This window comes from Ruegeria sp. HKCCA6707, from assembly GCF_013033515.1.
Taxonomy (GTDB): domain Bacteria; phylum Pseudomonadota; class Alphaproteobacteria; order Rhodobacterales; family Rhodobacteraceae; genus Ruegeria.
The window spans coordinates 859985-875684 of the sequence record NZ_WQEG01000001.1 but is presented as its reverse complement, the minus strand read 5'-3'; the positions used below and the strand labels follow the sequence as shown (position 1 = coordinate 875684).

At 51.7% G+C, this 15700-nt stretch carries 12 protein-coding genes and 1 pseudogene; 5 read left to right on the top strand and 8 right to left on the bottom strand.

Annotated elements, in window-relative coordinates:
- Positions 1-143: 143 nt before the first annotated feature.
- The gene (locus GOW40_RS04255) at positions 144-1181 is read left to right on the top strand and encodes a lipase family protein (RefSeq protein ID WP_171230878.1); all 1038 of its coding nucleotides are present in this window, start codon (positions 144-146) and stop codon (positions 1179-1181) included.
- Positions 1182-1511: 330 nt separating this feature from the next.
- On the opposite strand, the gene GOW40_RS04250 is transcribed toward GOW40_RS04255, so the two are convergent.
- Both GOW40_RS04250 and GOW40_RS04245 read right to left on the bottom strand, forming a co-directional pair.
- On the bottom strand, positions 1512-2804 hold the full coding sequence (locus GOW40_RS04250) for an MFS transporter (RefSeq protein ID WP_171128297.1): 1293 nt from the start codon (positions 2802-2804) through the stop codon (positions 1512-1514).
- Positions 2805-3420: 616 nt separating this feature from the next.
- Positions 3421-4473, bottom strand: a complete 1053-nt coding sequence (locus tag GOW40_RS04245) for a TRAP transporter substrate-binding protein (RefSeq protein WP_171128299.1) — start codon at positions 4471-4473, stop codon at positions 3421-3423.
- A gap of 143 nt (positions 4474-4616) precedes the next feature.
- Here GOW40_RS04245 and GOW40_RS04240 point away from each other — a divergent pair, with 143 nt between their 5' ends.
- On the top strand, positions 4617-5030 hold the full coding sequence (locus tag GOW40_RS04240; RefSeq protein ID WP_171128301.1) for a hypothetical protein: 414 nt from the start codon (positions 4617-4619) through the stop codon (positions 5028-5030).
- Here GOW40_RS04240 and GOW40_RS04235 read toward each other — a convergent pair.
- The 4 genes from GOW40_RS04235 to GOW40_RS22135 form a co-directional block, all read right to left on the bottom strand.
- Positions 5004-6110 carry a serine hydrolase gene (locus GOW40_RS04235; protein ID WP_171230877.1) on the bottom strand — a complete coding sequence of 369 codons (1107 nt, stop codon included), beginning with the start codon at positions 6108-6110 and terminating at the stop codon, positions 5004-5006. The genes GOW40_RS04240 and GOW40_RS04235 overlap by 27 nt on opposite strands.
- A gap of 132 nt (positions 6111-6242) precedes the next feature.
- Positions 6243-7568, bottom strand: a complete 1326-nt coding sequence (locus GOW40_RS04230; protein WP_171128305.1) for an amidase — start codon at positions 7566-7568, stop codon at positions 6243-6245.
- A gap of 76 nt (positions 7569-7644) precedes the next feature.
- Complete coding sequence (locus GOW40_RS04225) at positions 7645-8226, bottom strand: disulfide bond formation protein B (protein ID WP_171128307.1); 582 nt, start codon at positions 8224-8226, stop codon at positions 7645-7647.
- Positions 8227-8235: 9 nt separating this feature from the next.
- A complete protein-coding gene (locus tag GOW40_RS22135) occupies positions 8236-8391 on the bottom strand; it encodes a DUF5993 family protein (protein WP_254445635.1) in 156 nt (51 codons plus the stop codon).
- A 496-nt stretch (positions 8392-8887) separates the two neighbouring features.
- Here GOW40_RS22135 and GOW40_RS04220 point away from each other — a divergent pair, with 496 nt between their 5' ends.
- From GOW40_RS04220 to GOW40_RS04210, 3 genes are all read left to right on the top strand, one after another.
- Positions 8888-11530: an AsmA family protein gene (locus GOW40_RS04220; protein ID WP_171128309.1), complete on the top strand. Its 2643-nt coding sequence runs from the start codon at positions 8888-8890 to the stop codon at positions 11528-11530.
- Between the two features lie 158 nt (positions 11531-11688).
- A complete protein-coding gene (locus tag GOW40_RS04215; RefSeq protein WP_171136543.1) occupies positions 11689-12924 on the top strand; it encodes a metallophosphoesterase in 1236 nt (411 codons plus the stop codon).
- Positions 12925-13175: 251 nt separating this feature from the next.
- The gene (locus GOW40_RS04210; RefSeq protein ID WP_171128313.1) at positions 13176-13358 is read left to right on the top strand and encodes a hypothetical protein; all 183 of its coding nucleotides are present in this window, start codon (positions 13176-13178) and stop codon (positions 13356-13358) included.
- Between the two features lie 221 nt (positions 13359-13579).
- Here GOW40_RS04210 and GOW40_RS04205 read toward each other — a convergent pair.
- Positions 13580-14119, bottom strand: a pseudogene (locus tag GOW40_RS04205) (YgjV family protein); the annotation flags it as partial.
- A 402-nt stretch (positions 14120-14521) separates the two neighbouring features.
- Complete coding sequence (locus tag GOW40_RS04200; protein ID WP_171230876.1) at positions 14522-15541, bottom strand: carbohydrate kinase family protein; 1020 nt, start codon at positions 15539-15541, stop codon at positions 14522-14524.
- Positions 15542-15700 lie beyond the last annotated feature (159 nt).

Below are 15700 nucleotides of genomic sequence, written 5' to 3'. Positions count from 1 at the left end.
TTGCGTGAGAACCGCCGCCTGCGAACCAGGTTCTGGCGGACCAAAGAATTCAACATCTTTGTTGCTTAGGTAGAATTTTGCCTGTCCAACTTAAGCGCTCAAAAACTGTTGTATGGGCGTTGCAACGCAGTTTTGATGTTTTCATGACTAGCACCTCACTTTCCTGGCCCGAAGCGTTGGCCGCGATGAACGCTTGTATCTGTGCATACCAAATCCGCCGTGTGACCACTGTGCACAGCGAACAAGCACCAATCTTGCGCAGCGAAACGCGCGGCAATGGTGATGAAGCCTTCGTTTATGATGTGATGCCCGTTTTTCAGGATGCCGTTGGTTTCCGGGCGCTAAGCGAAACTTATACGCCTGATTTTGAAGCCTGTGGTACCGATGACATAGGCGCCGCACTCGTCGGAGCACTATCACGAGATCGCGCCGTCCTTGCATTGCGTGGAACACTATCACCCAATTTGGTTCGAAACGATTGTGCCGGGTGGATCAGAGATTGGCTACAGGATGCCGAAGCCAAACCTGAACCTTGGTCTGTCGGCGATCAAGGGACTGATGAAGCCGAAACCGGATTTGCGACCGCCGTTATGCGTCTCTGGCCTTGGATCGAACGTAAGCTCGCACCGCGTGTCGCTTCACTCTCGGGTGGGTTGGTGATTACTGGACATAGCAAAGGAGGTGCAATGACCTTTCTTGTCGCGTCGCTCGTCAGGGAAAAATGGCCCGACCTTCCAATTGTGGTCTACGCCTTCGCGCCGCCTGTGGCTTGCAACAGTGCGTTTGCGCGTGCCTACGCGGCTAGCGAATTAACTGATGTAACGCACAGAATCCAAGTTATCCGCGATGCCGTTCCGTATCTGCCCCGGTGGGATCGCGCAGACATTTGGGCAGCGCTCAAACCATCTGGGGTTTTGGAACGCGTTGGTTGGGACGTTCTTGCGCGGCTTGCGCATGATCTGACGGGTAAAGGTTATACCGCTGTGGGTGACGTCGTCGTGATTACGGGCTCACAGGGGTCTGTTTCATACGGGATCGAAGCCGTCCGAGCTTCACTAACCGCAATTGCAACGGCCCTTGAGGCTAAGGAATACGAGGCAGTCGCATCCGCACATTCCAGCGTCTCGAGTTACCTTCGAATGATAAAAACTGCGGCGCGTAAGGCCGGGAATGACGGCTGAGTGCGCCTGATCTTACGCATCGCAGCCTGCAAATTTTTGGCTGCTTTAAGTAAGAGCGCGTTAGACTTCGAAATGGGGAAATCACTAGGACTACGATTACTCCAACTACCTCATCATGCTGAGTTTTTCCCAGTGCGTTTCGCCAATGTCAAACTATGACTGACCAATCGATAACGGTGCTGTTTTCTCAGTGTTTGTGCGTCGTGATAGAGTGTATGCGATTAGAGGTAAGCTTAGTTTCGTCGCAGACTATTCAGCAATAGATCGTAGGTCGAAACCTGCGGGAGACTTTCCCATTCGCAGAGGATTGAGGAACCATTTTCATACGAGTCAGCTTTGACCGCCGCTGCTCGTCGCTTGCTTGGTTGGGGGTAGACGGAACGCATAAAACATCGCGATCAGATTGAGCGCCGCCAGCACGAAAATTGGTGTGATTGGATCCTGAAGATGCGCCACCGCGCCCAGGATTGCGGCAAATGCAATACCCACAAGACCGGCGATGACGTCACCGAGAGCCACGAGATAAGGGCGCTCTTTCTCGTTTGTCATTTCGATTACATACAAGTATCGGCCGTAGATCACGCCGTTGCCGCCCAGAGAAAGCAGTAGGATGACCAATGCGTACAGCCAAACATTCTGTGCATAGCCGATCATTGTAAACCCAAGTGCCAACAATGCCGACAGGGTCGAGATTAAGCATCCAAGCCACATCACCGGTTTAACTGTGACCCGACCGCTGAGCCAACCCCACGCAATGGACCCAATCACCACACCAGCGCTTGCCGCAATAACAAAGTAGCTGAGCGAGTGTTTTGTACCGACGTGGTAAGTAGCGGCATGGATCGTGTAGAAAGGCATGGCCAGCTCGACTGATACAAAGATAAGCCGCGCGGTTAGGAATCTCCTGTACCAGGGGTAAGCCATGCCAGTCTTAAACCCGGTTTTCAACTCGGCCATCGGTTTTGGCTTCTTGGCGGGCTGTGGTGCTACGGTTTGTTCTTCGAAAATCTTGACACCGGCGAAGCTGATCCCTGCAGCAAACATGGCAATCACACCGCACCACATTACCACGATATGGCGCTGCATCGGCTGGTCCGAGACCAAAAGGTCCTTGGTGACCCAGACAACTATGATCGCGAGAATCCCGGAAATGGTAGCCTGGGCAAAAACCATCCGGTTGCGCTTGGCATCTGGGACGGAAACGCCGTAGATCTGACTGGTGCCAAGGCTGGTGATACCCTGACATAGCCCCATGACGATGGCAGTTACTAGGAACAGCAAGATCACCATGAGTTGCGGCAGCGTCGTCGCAAACAACGCAAGTATCGCCAGAACCGTTCCTGTTAGGATGTTCGGTATATAGACTGCCAGTTTTGCGCGGGTCACACGGTTTATGAAGGGTGAGACGAAGATTTCAGCGATCAGGCGCGCACCGGTGACGAAAGGCAGCAAGAGACCTGCTATGAAAGTGGGAGCCCCAAGCGCGAGATACAAGAACGGCAAAACCAGCCGCGGGTTGACCAACTGGTTGCCAATGGTCGACAGCGCTCCGGACCAGAAAATCAACTGATAATTGCGACCGTCAACCGATTTGGGTTGGGGTGGTAAATTCGATTTGCTCATTGATATTCACACACTGCCCTGCGGTTCCGAGTTTTAACAACGTTCACGCAGATACTCAATTTGTTCAACGGCTTGGTGAGGTTGCAAAGCAGTTGGAGCTGAAAGCGCCTCCAAAATGCGCGGATTCTGGCTGAAACGGACGTTAACCGAACGCCTACGATGGTTTTGGTAGGAGGTCTGCGGAGATTCGCGCGAGGCGGCTATGTGGCTTGGCGGGTAAGCCTTGAAAGCGGGCTGTGACCGCAGAGCTTAATTAGGTTGTTTTAGGGTCCGGTATCGGTGTTTCGTCGAAGCTTTACGGTCATTGGGGCATCGCGCAGTCTCAGTTAATTTGTCGTGAAAACCAGCCGTTGACATCTTCTGTTCGCGTGACCGTTTCGTGTGCTATACAACCGCTGTCGACGACAAGTCCGGGCGTTTTCCGTCCAACAGCTTCCAACGCAAGGTCATGGTGCCGAGACAGCAATATCGGACGTTCGGAATTGCTCGAAACCGAGCATCGCGCCGCATGATCGCAAGTCGGCTTCGAGCCTTTGCGAGCACGGCTCATGCTGTGCAAGAGGCTCATCTCAGCCCCTGGGGTGCAACGGCCCAAGGGCCGCGCTGAGACGGCCGATCATGGGCGTTGCATAGGTATTTCGGTTAACGCGTCCCAGGCGTCTTCTTGCGTTTGCGCGGCCTGCAAACTGTCCCAGACCTCTGCCACAAAGGGGTCAGCCGCGGCCATCTCGGAGACAAGCGCGTCCCAGGCTTCCCGGAGGCTGTCTAGGGTCTCGGCGTTGTAAAGGCGGACTTCCACGCCCTGTTGTTCCATTTGCGCGACGGCGGCGGCTTGTGAGTATTCCATCTGCAGGACTGAACGCATCGCGTTGGATCTGGCCGCCATGTCGATGATCTTGCGTTGGCTGTCTGTCAGTCCGTCCCAAACATCGCGGTTGATGACCAACTCAATCATCGTCGAGGGTTGGTGCCAGCCGGGGAAATAGTAGAAAGAAGCCACATCCGGGAAATTCAGCGCAAGATCCACCTGGGGAAAGCTGAACTCGGTCCCATCGATGGCACCACTTTCAAGCGATGGAAAGATCTCTCCGCCTGCGATCAGCACGGTATCCGCACCCAAGCTTGCCAGCACTTCCGCGGCCAAACCCGTCCAGCGCAGCTTGAGCCCGGCAAAATCGTCAGTCCCTTCGATCGCTGTATTGAACCAGCCGCCCGATTCCATGCCGGTGAAGGTTACTGGCATTGTCACGAGGTCAAAGCCTGCATCGTCATACATGCGCTGATTGAGTTCGAGCCCGCCGCCTTCGTAGAACCAGGCCATATAATCGAGCGCTGGCGGCCCGAACGGCATCGACGTGAAAAACGACGCAACGGGCAAGGACCCATGAAGGTAGGCCGCAGCGGTATAGCCCGCTTCGATCTTGCCGTCAGAAACCGCCTGTTGAATGTCGAGGGGTGGGACAATCGCGCCAGGTTCCGCCAGCTCGATCTGGATCGTCCCGCCGGAGGCTGCCTCGACATCTGCTTCGAACTGCCGGATCGTGTTGACGACCGGAAGGCTGGTCGGAAAAGCCGATTGCAGGGTGATCGTGACATCCTGAGCCAGGCTTGGCCCGCTCATGGCCACAAAGGGTAAGGTAGCTAGGGCCAGTTTGGTCATCTTTGTCATGTTGTCCTCCGGGTCTAATGGGTCAGCGTTTTAGGGTGCGCGATTGTCGATGCGATGCATTGGATCATGCTATTTCGAAAAGCTGGTCGATGAGCTGGATCTTGCCGCGGATGCCAGGATTTCTGTCTTAGGAGTGACCGCGTTTGATTGTCTTTGCCGTCTCGATCCAGCTCAGTGCCGCTTTGGGTGATAAAAATGCTTTGAATGCACTCACAATACCCAAGCAGCCGCTTCATAGTTGCATGATCACTCTTGATCAGATTGTTCCGCGACTTTTTGTCGATGTGCAGATTGCTTTCGAAATGTGGATCAAAGATGGCTCCATTGCCCGCGAACTTACATGTATACGGTCAATACGCAAACGCTGCTTTGTCCACATGTCGCAAGTTTGCACAGGGCTGCTTTCCCAAGCTCCGAGAATGACCCAAAAAGTGGGCTGTAAGCGCCACATTTTGACTAATCAGTTATCGGCAGATTTGACCATTTACGAGGGTCTGCAAACATCCGCGACATCTATCGAATCCGCAAAACTATTCGGGGATTGGGGTGAGAGCTGACACAAGCTTTTTTACTAACTCATCCACTCGCTCGGGAGAATAAGTGTTGGTCGCCGCAGCAATCACTAATTCGTCTTCTGGCACCATGTATAGAACTGCATACCACATTGTGTTTGATCCATTGTGCCAAACAGCTTTGGGCTTAGATTTGGTCGTTTGGATAACCCATCCGAGGCCGTAGCCTGACGATACCGGCGTTCGCATGGTCTGACAACTTGTAAGCTCTAAAAAGTCGTTCCGATGACCGGCGCATGCTTGAAGGTGCAACTGTCCCCACTTCATAAGGTCCCTCAAGTTCAAATGCAGTGTTCCCGCCGGCCCCATCCAACGTGGATTGTCTGACAACGGATTTTGAGGTGGGACAGGCATTGGAATCCCCAAAATTGATTTGTGCCCTGTCGCGGCGTCTTGCGGTACTGGCGCACCAAAACCCAATGATCTTAGGCCGAAAGGCATACCAATTTCGGTCTGAATGAGCTCCTCCCAAGTGCTTTTGGTAACCTCTTCGACCACAAAACCCGTAAGAACATACCCGACGTTTGAGTAGTAAAACTCGCCGCTCCGCTTCAGTGGTTCACTCCACATAGCCGATAGGGCCGCGTATCGACCAGCGGAAGGTTTGTTGTTGAATGTCTTTCGCATAACCTTGTTTGGTGGGTTTGCGGGCAGACCTGCAGTGTGACTGAGAAGCTGCCGAAGATTCAACGACCTCCAATCTGGGTGCATGCTATCTTTGTGGGACGGAAGGTATTGGTCGATCGGGGTATCGAGGTCCACCATACCCTTGTCAACCAATCGCATCACCAACGTGGATGTAAAGGATTTGCCAATGGACCCAATATGCCAGGGGGCGTCATCAGCGACAGCCGTTGACCCGCGAAAGGTGGTGGGTCCCGAGGTCTTAACCTTTGGCTCATTTTGCCCGACGACATATGCAACCCCGAGCGCGAACTGCGGATTTGCCTGAGCCGCATTTTCGAATAGTTCGCTTGGATCGCGTTTCTGAGCGCTTACTCCCGCGGGTAGAATTGTACTAACAACGGCGAAAAGCAGAACCTTGGACTTACAAATCTTGAACATCTGGTAACGCTGCACTTGGAAAACGTCGATTTCAATCAGCTTGAGACGAACATTTTGATAACGTGGACAGCTGTATTGCTGCGACCGATCCCAAGTGGCGCGAATGGACAGTGAACACAATACACCCTGGTGTCAGACAGGCGGACGCAACTTGTGCCAATGGGTAAGCTCTTGAAACTTTTGAGCAAGCTCCAGTAGAGACGTCTCCTCGTAATGGTGACCCACCATCTGCAGCCCAATCGGCAAGCCATTTTGGGTCTGGCCGCAAGGCAGGCTTAACGCAGGGTTGCCGGTGAGATTAAATCCGCATGTGAAGGGTACCAGACTCGCAAGTTCTTGCGTTGGGTCAAAATCCGCCAGAGGCATTGCGGGGCGCGGTGTCGTTGGTGTCAGCAAGGCTTGCACATTTGCTTTCTGGAGTGTGATGGCTAGTTCCTGTCGCAATTGAGACCGAATTTTTACCGCGTTTCGCAATTGGTCTTTAGGAATTCCAATCCCGTTATCGATCATCTCCGCGACGGCTGGCGCAAAGTCGTCTCGTCGTTCGTTTAAGGTGCGAGCATTGGCGCAGGCCAACTCTGCGGAAAAGAACGTGACGGTTGCGTCGACAGCCAATCGAAGTGTGGGAATGTCAATTTCGATCAGCTCGATGCCAATTTGGTTGAAAACAGCAACGGCGTCAGAAAATGCGGCTTTGACTTCTGGGTCGAGGTCGCAAATTTGGGCAACCGCCTCAAATGTAGCCTCTCCCAGAACGGCGATCTTGGATGTGGTAGGGTACCTATCGCGATGCGCCGGTTGGTTCTGCAAAGTTGCTTTGTCCCAAGGATCTGGACCTGCAAGAATTGGCAGAATCTGGCGTAGATCTGCAGCGGATCTGGCGATGATACCAACATGATCGATCGACGGCGCAGATGCCTGACGCATCACCCCATGCGAGCTGATCAGGCCCCAAGTTGGCTTCAACCCCGTTGTTCCCGTCATGGCCGCCGGAATGCGAACGGATCCTGCAGCATCGGTCCCGAGTGCAAAGCGGGCGGATCCGACAGCAACCGAAACACCGGCGCCTGCGCTCGATCCACCTGGGTAGCAGGAAACATTCCATGGATTGCGTGTTGGTGGCTGATCCAGTCCGCAGGTCAATTCATGCGCGATTTGCGTTCCGACCAATATCCCGCCCGCTGCGCGAAGCCGTTCGATGGCTGTTGCGTCTTTTGAAGGCACACGATCTTTGTACGCTTTCGAGCCCCCAGATGTCACAACACCCGCCACATCAAAAACCTCTTTGACAGCAAAGGGCCATCCCTCGATCTGGTGCTTTTGCGTGTTTACATGGGCACCTGCCTCGCCGGCCTGAGCGCCAGAAACCATCAGATGTCTGAACGCGTGTACTTTGTCCTCACTGCGCGCTAGGGCATCCAGGGCATTGTCAAGCTGATTGCTGGTGGAGGCGGACATGGGTTTCTCAGATCATTGATGATATTCTATGCAGCCCAATGGCAAATGCTTTTTGGTCCAGGCGCTTTTCGCTCGCTTATGAATCGGTCGTGTTTTCAAGGTCATCCAACAGCTTGTAATCTGTCGGCGGATCGTCGCAAATTCCCGGCCCACATTCTAACAGCGCTGAACCGGCGTTGACGATCGCCAAGCCTAAGATCAGAAAAAACGCGGTCTTGGCCAACGGGCTCCCGCCAAATCTCTCCGTCGCTCTGACGTCGGATGCAAGATCGTACTGCTTCTCAAAGACGAGCATTATTGCGGTCCCAAGGATCACCAAACCAAAGGCGATCCCGGCCCAAGTATAAAAATGCAGGCCGAACACGGGCGAGCCGTAGTGACCCGTCCCAGGAACGATGTGCAACAGAATCTGCCGTATTGAAACGCTGATGCCAAAGATCGCAGCCACCAGGACTATTCCATAGTTTCTTGCCCGGGTCCCCCATAACAGATTCAAACCCAGACCAAATCCGACCGCCACAAAGCCTACGCGTTGAAGCAGACACAGCGGGCAGGGCAGTTCGTACAATACGAGTTGAAAATAAAAGGCCAGAATCAACACAAGGCAAACCGCGAGGACACCAAGCGCGTTCAGATTTCGAGCGAATTCAGGTGACATCGGCAACTCTCACAGCTGGATGGAAAGGGCGGTCGTGGCATGAAATTTCAGCCAATATGCGCTCATCAATAATGTCAGTACAAAAACGGCGTATGAGAACCTTACGAGTTTTAAATACGCAAGCGTCATTGAGCTGGCAAAAAGTGCAAATAGCAATGCAATCATGGGATGCTCCTTACGGATCGAATATATCCGTGGTGACCAATCTCCCAAGCTGAACCGGTTCAGGTTTATTAATCAAGCCCCTAGCGATCATTTCATGGGCAGAGCTTTTTCGGCTGCTGACGACACGTTCATCGTGTAATCGCAGCGACTGTCAGCAATACGGCCTATGCCAGCGGCGTTAGAGTTGAGTTGTAAATGTCTCCTATGTGCTGGTCTTTTCAGTGCCAAATTTTGGTTTTAGGCACATCGCTTCGACCTATTCATCGCGGAACATATGGAAGATTTGGGCTCGAAGCGGACGTTAAACCTGTTCCCCAGGATGATTGCTTTTCGGTTATTGCTGTACTTCGTATTGTTTTGGCGGCGAGCTAGCTTGCGATAGATCGATATCAAACGCGGCTCAATTTAGTTTCTTCACGCAAAGCTGTTGGGTACCCTCTCTATTACAGAAGTTTTCGAGAACGTTGGCGATGTACGGTAAACGTGGTGAGATCATATGACGGGCATTTTGCGGGTAACAGTGCGAGCCGCTTTGTTCCTCGTTCTCATTCTCTTGCTTCTCTGGTCAGCTTTAGCTCTGCCCGTTTTCTCCGGGCTTCGAACTCCGATTTTGGAGAGGATGCTCTCGGAACAGATCGGACAGACGGTTTTGATTGAAGGTGAAGTCAGCATCATACTTGGGGCAACCAGCCACATCCATGCAACCAAAGTGGAGGTGCCCAGCGAGACCATAGAAAATGTGAACCTGGCCGCCCTAAACGTTCTGGAGCTGGAATTGAACCTGCCTGCGCTGATTTCAGGCCAAATCGATATCGACAACCTGATCATCGATGGCCTCAATGTTCGATTGCTAACCGATACAGATGGGAAGCAAAGTTGGGTTGCGGACAATCGGCCTGAGGTCAGTGCCACAGCGTTAGATATTAAAGACAACACGGATGGCATCCTGGATTTTCTGAGCGACAAAACCGTGACGTTCACATCCGTTGCTCTGAAGGTGAACAACGAGACAACTGGTTTCGAATTCGATTTCGAATTGGCAAATCTGTACTTGGATCAACTGGGCGATGATGCGGGTGCTACAGTCACAAGCCAGGGCACTGTGAACGGGCAGAGCTTTCAGATCGAAGGTGACTATCCTCGCGGCCAAGCATTCACCACACATGCGAATTTTGGTGAGATGACCCTTGATTTCAATGGAACTCCCATCACCACACAGAACGGTGGCGGCTTCGAAGGCAAGCTGACTTTGGACACTGGCGAAATTGGCGATCTACTCGAACTTCTTCGTCTCGACCGTGATTTGGAAGGTCAGGCAAGTCTGACGGCCGACATTAAAAGCCAGCACCCGAAGCTGAAAATCTCGGATATCAGCTCTGCTTTGAACCTTGCGGGTGGTGAATTGTTAACAGCGAAAGGCTCGGTCGAAGATCTGATCGATTTTGAGGGTGTCGATCTTGCAATTGACGGACGCTTCTATCCGCAGGGCAATTCACCTGAAACGGCCACAGATCTAAAGGATCTAAGGCTCACAAACCTCTCAACTCAGATCATCGGTGCCGAAAACGCGCTGGAGTTTCAGGATCTGACACTTACGACAAATGCGTTTGACAACGAACTAAAACAGATCGGACCGGTTCGCTTTGGCCGCGTGTTTCGCGCTGACAATGGTAACCTGATGCTGGAAGATATCACATTGCAGGCAGGGCCGCAGGATCGACCATACCTGACTGCGAAAGGCAATATCAAAGACCTGTTGCGCCTGAGAGAGATCGACTTCAGCGGGACGATGTCGATACCGGCATCACTGTTCTTTCAAGAGCAGAGCACGATAGACATAAAATCGCTTGGTAGCGTCGAAGGCAGTTTTTCTGCGGATGACTTGCATGGGTTTCTCAGTCTCAACAAATTCGATGCACACACGGTTGATACCGAAATATGGCAGCTGAAAACCCAGGCCAAGCTTGGGAACGTAAACGACTTTGAAGACCTGTCGTTTGATCTCGACCTAGAGGTCAAAAACAGCGCCCAGTTTCTTGCCGCTATCGGCCGGAAAACAGTCAAAGCCGGACCGTTTAAGCTCAGCCTGTCCGCGCAAGGTAAGCAAGAGGACTTTTCAAGTATGATCGCGTTGACATCCGGCAATTCGACGCTGAGCGCCAACTTGGAAACATCCACCGCTGGTGCGCGTCCGGTGACGAAAGGAAAGGTTTCCAGTCAAAGTATTGCACTTCAGGATATTAAAGACGCGGTTGTCTTTGCTTCACGGATTGAAACGAGCTTTCGTCAGCCCGGAACAACGGGGCAAAAACGCAAAGGTCCGACGGGGAAGGTGACGGACCTGATCGAAGCAGAAGATTTTCTGCTTGATCAAGATGTCGATGTGTCCGTTGAGATCATGAAAATCGAGGGCGAACAGATGATAACAAGTTTGTCCAGCCAATTGAGCGCGAGTAATGGCCTCGCCCAGTTGGGCCCTGTCGATGTCGCCTATGATGGCGGCCATTTCTCCGCCACAGCAAAAATGAATATGGTGAAGAGCCCGCAGTTGCTTTCGCTTCAAGGCACAATAAAAGATTGGAATCTTGCAACCCTCTTCAGCGAGCTTAAAACTAAATACTCTGCCGAAGGGCGCCTTCATGGAAGTTTCGAGTTCACCGGGAACAGGCGCTCGATCGTGGCTTATGTCAACTCGATGAAAGGGTCTGCTTTGATCCTGATGTCCAATGGAGGAATATCAACTAGCCTTCTCGAGTTGTCCGGGCTTGGTATTTTTCCATGGCTGATTTCTGAAGAGCTCAGAAAAGGCTATAGCAAGATCACATGCCTGGCCGCTCCTATCAAAATCACTGCTGGCGACGTGTCTTTCAGTTCGTTTGTTGCGGAAACCAAAAAGGTACAGCTTGTCGCCCATGGCGATCTGGATTGGATAAAGAACACGATTTCAATTCAGGCCGAGGCCCGAAAGCTCGGCAAGCCCTTGTCGCGGAGTGCCTGGCCATTCGAAGTCGTGGGTTCGCTGACGCATCCCAAAATAAAGTTGCTTCATAATAACATATTCCAACAACGCAAGGATGGAGCTACGGAGTTACCCGAAAACCGAAAGTCCTGCGTCCCGGATATTAGTCAACTAAGATAGTAGATTGAGTTTTCCGTATCGAATTCGCTTCGATCCAGACGGTCTCTCAGGAAAATTCGTGTCTCGGCAAAACGTTCTTGTGAGTGCACATATTCATTGAAATCTGAGCCGCCTCTACGCTCAAATAAGCTTGTTTCATTTTCCGGAAAGGGGCCAGCATGTTGACCAGAAACGCTTCATTCGTTTTCGTGGCATGGGTATGGCTGTGTTTTACCGTTTCGTCTTCTAGAGCCGACGTATTGCATCAATGGGTCCAACTCGGACCTTACGAAAAAATCATTGTGAGAGCAATCTCTGCCTTGCCTAACTGCCCTTTGTTGCAGATCGATGGCGTGGCTGTTGCGATGAAGAAGCGCGCGATGCCACAGGACCAGTTTCCTCATCTGGTGTGCGAATACCACGCGCCAAAACTGGCTCAGAAAATAATGCTCGAAGGAAACCTGCTGCCAACGCTGAAGCCAAACGTACGACGAATTGCCGTGATCGGGGATACTGGGTGCCGAATTCGCGGCACCAGAGTACAAAACTGCAAGGATCCAACTGCTTGGCCTCTGAAATCCATACTGGAAGAAATCGCAACCAGATCGCCGGATCTGGTTATCCATGTCGGTGACTACGTCTATCGAGCATCGGAATGTACGGACGCAGAAAAATGCGGCGGATCTCCATTTGGTGATACCTTCAAATCCTGGTCCGTAGATTGGCTGAACCCGGCGGACATTTTGTTCAGGAGCGCCCCGTTTGTCCTCCTGAGGGGCAATCACGAAAACTGTGGACGCAGCGACAAGGGGTGGTTTCGGTATTTTGATGTAGGGCCCGTTCCTACGGATTGTCCCGCTGTAACCCTGCCTTGGATTGCAACCTTGAATGGTCTCGATCTAATTTCGTTTGACTCCTCGGCTGGCCCGGCACCGCAAAGCAGCACAGACCTGTTAGACATCTACCGACTCATGGCCAAAGACCTGTTTGAAAAAATCCGTAGCGAAGCTTGGTTTCTCACGCATAGACCACTTTGGGTAAACATGCATGCGTTCGGGGAACTAATTGATGGTGACGACACTCAGCGGGCAGCGTTTGGCAAAGTCGTCCCTGAGACGGTCAACCTTGTTTTGTCTGGCCACATCCATGCGTTTCAGGCGATCGATTTACTGGACGGTCCAGTGCAGGGGATAAGCGGTAACGGAGGAACGCAGCTCGATCCTATGCCCACCGATATTGCTACCAATGTTGAAGTTGCTGGCAGCCTGGCAAGTGTGGTGGTCAGCAATAACGATTTCGGTTTCTTAATGTTAATCTCGGAAGCAGAGGGTAGCTGGTCGATGGAATCGATTGATGCGAAAGGAAGAACCCGGAATCGATGTCGACTTGTGGGCCGAATGCTTTCTTGCGAATGATGGAAAGCCGAATGTGACTAGAATGGTTCCATTTATCGATGCGTCGCGAACTTATCGGACGGCGAGATTTAGCGTCTTACTGGATACACTTATCCTTCTATCTTGGCGAATAGCTGAAAGCCGAGAGCCCTAGTGCTGGAGAATTGCTGCATACGGATAATGTTCTCTGGCTCAGCACCGGTCAGAGTAGTCGAAGCGGATCTGGACAATTTGAACCCGCAGATGTGCCGCACGCGATACTAGATAAACCGATGATCCTGCTCGATCAGGTTATTGAAATACTTGGACTTGACCGCTCGGATTTTGGTTGGGCAGCCAAATCGTCTCAGTATCCTGTTCACCACTCGAATGCCAGCAGCGTTGACACCACTTTTGTCGAAGACGATCTTGTTTGGGATTCCATTCGAAGACAGGGCTTCAGGAACGATGGGTGATTTACGTTCCTGCGAAGCTCGTGACGGTAGGAGACTGTTATAATTGAACCTCAAACATCGGTGCCGGTCGGCCTCACGGCCGGCGTTTGGCTCATTGATGTTGGGAGCGTTCACGACTGCGGATCCCTGCGAATTGGGTCTTAGGTTTAGCTTGAGTGGCTAACAGTTCGCAGCGGTTACTCATCGGCATAGAAGACTTTTTGTTTGGCGCAAACGGTAAATCAATTATCCTCATCCGGCAGTGTTTTACCGCTTCGGGTAATTCGTATCCATGACGGAGGTTTCATGCCGATATCATAGGCAAGCAAACCATAGAACGCGGTCGCAAGAGGGATTCCATTTGCAGCGATCTCGACGAGTGATCCGGTCACAAAGCCATGCATCATCCACATGGAAAAAGATGACATCGCTCCAATTCTTACAGCCATCGCAGAGTCACGGCTTAAGAGAGTTAAAGAAAGCACTGACGTCCCAACTGCAGGAAGCAATTGCGTAAGAGATCGACTCAGCAAAAACGAAATCGAAACTGCGGACGCCCCAACCGCAGGTAGAAGATGAAGAGGGTTCTCAAAGGTGACATAGGCAGCTATCCAATAGAGTAGAATGAAGAAAACGATAATTGGGTTTCGATATTTCTGATTCACAACACTCGAAACAATCAGCTGTACGGCGATCAGTGCGGCAATTATCGCAGCAAGAGGTACGCCCAGTGCCACGTAGTGCGCTACCCAGAAAATATTTGAAAACCCTAGAAATAGAGTGAGTTTGTTTCGCTCTTAAGATCTGGCAGAAAAAACTTGAAACCCGAAAGCAATCGCACCAAGGAATTGTGTCAGAATGTATGAGATCGAAATCAATAAATGCTATCCCTTCTTTCTTCTTGCGAAGTCGGTTTAGTAAGTCTTTTAGAGGGCAGTGTCTGAAGAAACATACCCAGCCGAGCTTCTCGGACCATCATTCTAAAGAGAACGTACAGCGACCTGATCTGTAAAGGAAAAACCTCCCTGGGGCCCGCTGAATTGAAAAATACGCAAGTACCAAGCTTGGAACAGCTTGATCACGAAAAACATTGAGATCATCGTCTTTGTCGAGACGTGGTCTACTTTGAGCACCTTTCAATCTCTGGCGCCACTCAAGCACCGGCTCATTGCAATCCGCCAACCCTAAGGCGCATAGAATCCATACTTTGCTGCCAAATCCAGACATTCAGGTAATGGACGAATACCATCCGAAGCGGAAGGCGAAGTAATGCAGGCAGCTGCAGCGCTAACGGCATATTCTAGGGATTCCTGCAAGTGATGCTCACCATGCAACCCCATAAGAAACCCTGCAGCAAACGCGTCACCTGCACCCAGCTTCGATTGAATCATCGAATGAGGTAAACAAACGGCAGTTTGTGAGTAATTAAGCCCATCATGACCTGCGCAGACCGCCCCAAATTCTGAATGAAGCACAACGGCTCTGCGAACCCCAAGCTTTAGTATTTCTTGGGCGGCGCGTTGCATTTCGGGAAGCCCTGTCGACGTTTCATCAACTCCGCGTCCCGTGAGCCAGCTGGCTTCGATCTCGTTGAGGATCAGGTAATCCAAGTGCGGCGCTGAACTGGCGATGATTTCACCAAACTGCGGGTGCTTGCGACTGACCAGATCAGCCACCGTCGTTATCCGTGCATCGCTGGCGCATTCCAGTATTCTACTTGCCTGCGTTCTCCCATCCGCGTCAAATGCATCCAAAGCTTCAAGCATGGTCAAATAGCCAAGGTAGAAAATCTTGGAATCAAACCCCAGAACGTCGGAAATTTTTAAGTCGAATTCGTTGTTGGCGCCCGGGTAGTGAAAGAATGTTCGCCTTCCTGTGGATTGGACCGACATGACATCCGTCCACGACGTGCCAAGATCGGCGGAAATTCTAAGCCCGCTTGTGTCTATGCCATGGCGTTTGCAGTCATCGATTATCCAGTCTCCGTCGCTGTCATTTCCCAACAGGCCCTCTGCATGCAGGGGGAATTCAGCGCCCAAAGCCACAAGGTCACGGAGTAAATTATAAGGACCGCCTCCGTTGAACTGGGATTGCGATTGTACCAGTGCCAGTTGATCTTGGTTCGGGTATTCATCGACGGTCTTGACGTGATCAACAATGAAGTTCCCAGCTGCGACCAATCCGCTGCGATGTAACTCTTGCATCTGATTTCCCCTTTGTTTTGATGGCGAAATGCATCGCTGTGTGCTCAGCTTCGGTTTGGGGCAGTGGATTTTAAGTCTGGCTGTTTTTTCTGGGTCATTCTTGCAATGTATTGGTTCTCCACTGTCATCAAGGTGAGCTTAGGCAAAACCTACTCAATG

What these genes read in the sequence shown, in the direction of transcription:
- GOW40_RS04255 (WP_171230878.1), top strand. Translation starts at nt 144, where the DNA reads ATGACTAGCACCTCACTTTCCTGGCCCGAAGCGTTGGCCGCGATGAAC.
- GOW40_RS04250 (WP_171128297.1), bottom strand. Translation starts at nt 2,804, where the DNA reads ATGAGCAAATCGAATTTACCACCCCAACCCAAATCGGTTGACGGTCGC.
- GOW40_RS04245 (WP_171128299.1), bottom strand. Translation starts at nt 4,473, where the DNA reads ATGACAAAGATGACCAAACTGGCCCTAGCTACCTTACCCTTTGTGGCC.
- GOW40_RS04235 (WP_171230877.1), bottom strand. Translation starts at nt 6,110, where the DNA reads ATGTTCAAGATTTGTAAGTCCAAGGTTCTGCTTTTCGCCGTTGTTAGT.
- GOW40_RS04230 (WP_171128305.1), bottom strand. Translation starts at nt 7,568, where the DNA reads ATGTCCGCCTCCACCAGCAATCAGCTTGACAATGCCCTGGATGCCCTA.
- GOW40_RS04225 (WP_171128307.1), bottom strand. Translation starts at nt 8,226, where the DNA reads ATGTCACCTGAATTCGCTCGAAATCTGAACGCGCTTGGTGTCCTCGCG.
- GOW40_RS22135 (WP_254445635.1), bottom strand. Translation starts at nt 8,391, where the DNA reads ATGATTGCATTGCTATTTGCACTTTTTGCCAGCTCAATGACGCTTGCG.
- GOW40_RS04220 (WP_171128309.1), top strand. Translation starts at nt 8,888, where the DNA reads ATGACGGGCATTTTGCGGGTAACAGTGCGAGCCGCTTTGTTCCTCGTT.
- GOW40_RS04215 (WP_171136543.1), top strand. Translation starts at nt 11,689, where the DNA reads ATGTTGACCAGAAACGCTTCATTCGTTTTCGTGGCATGGGTATGGCTG.
- GOW40_RS04210 (WP_171128313.1), top strand. Translation starts at nt 13,176, where the DNA reads ATGATCCTGCTCGATCAGGTTATTGAAATACTTGGACTTGACCGCTCG.
- GOW40_RS04200 (WP_171230876.1), bottom strand. Translation starts at nt 15,541, where the DNA reads ATGCAAGAGTTACATCGCAGCGGATTGGTCGCAGCTGGGAACTTCATT.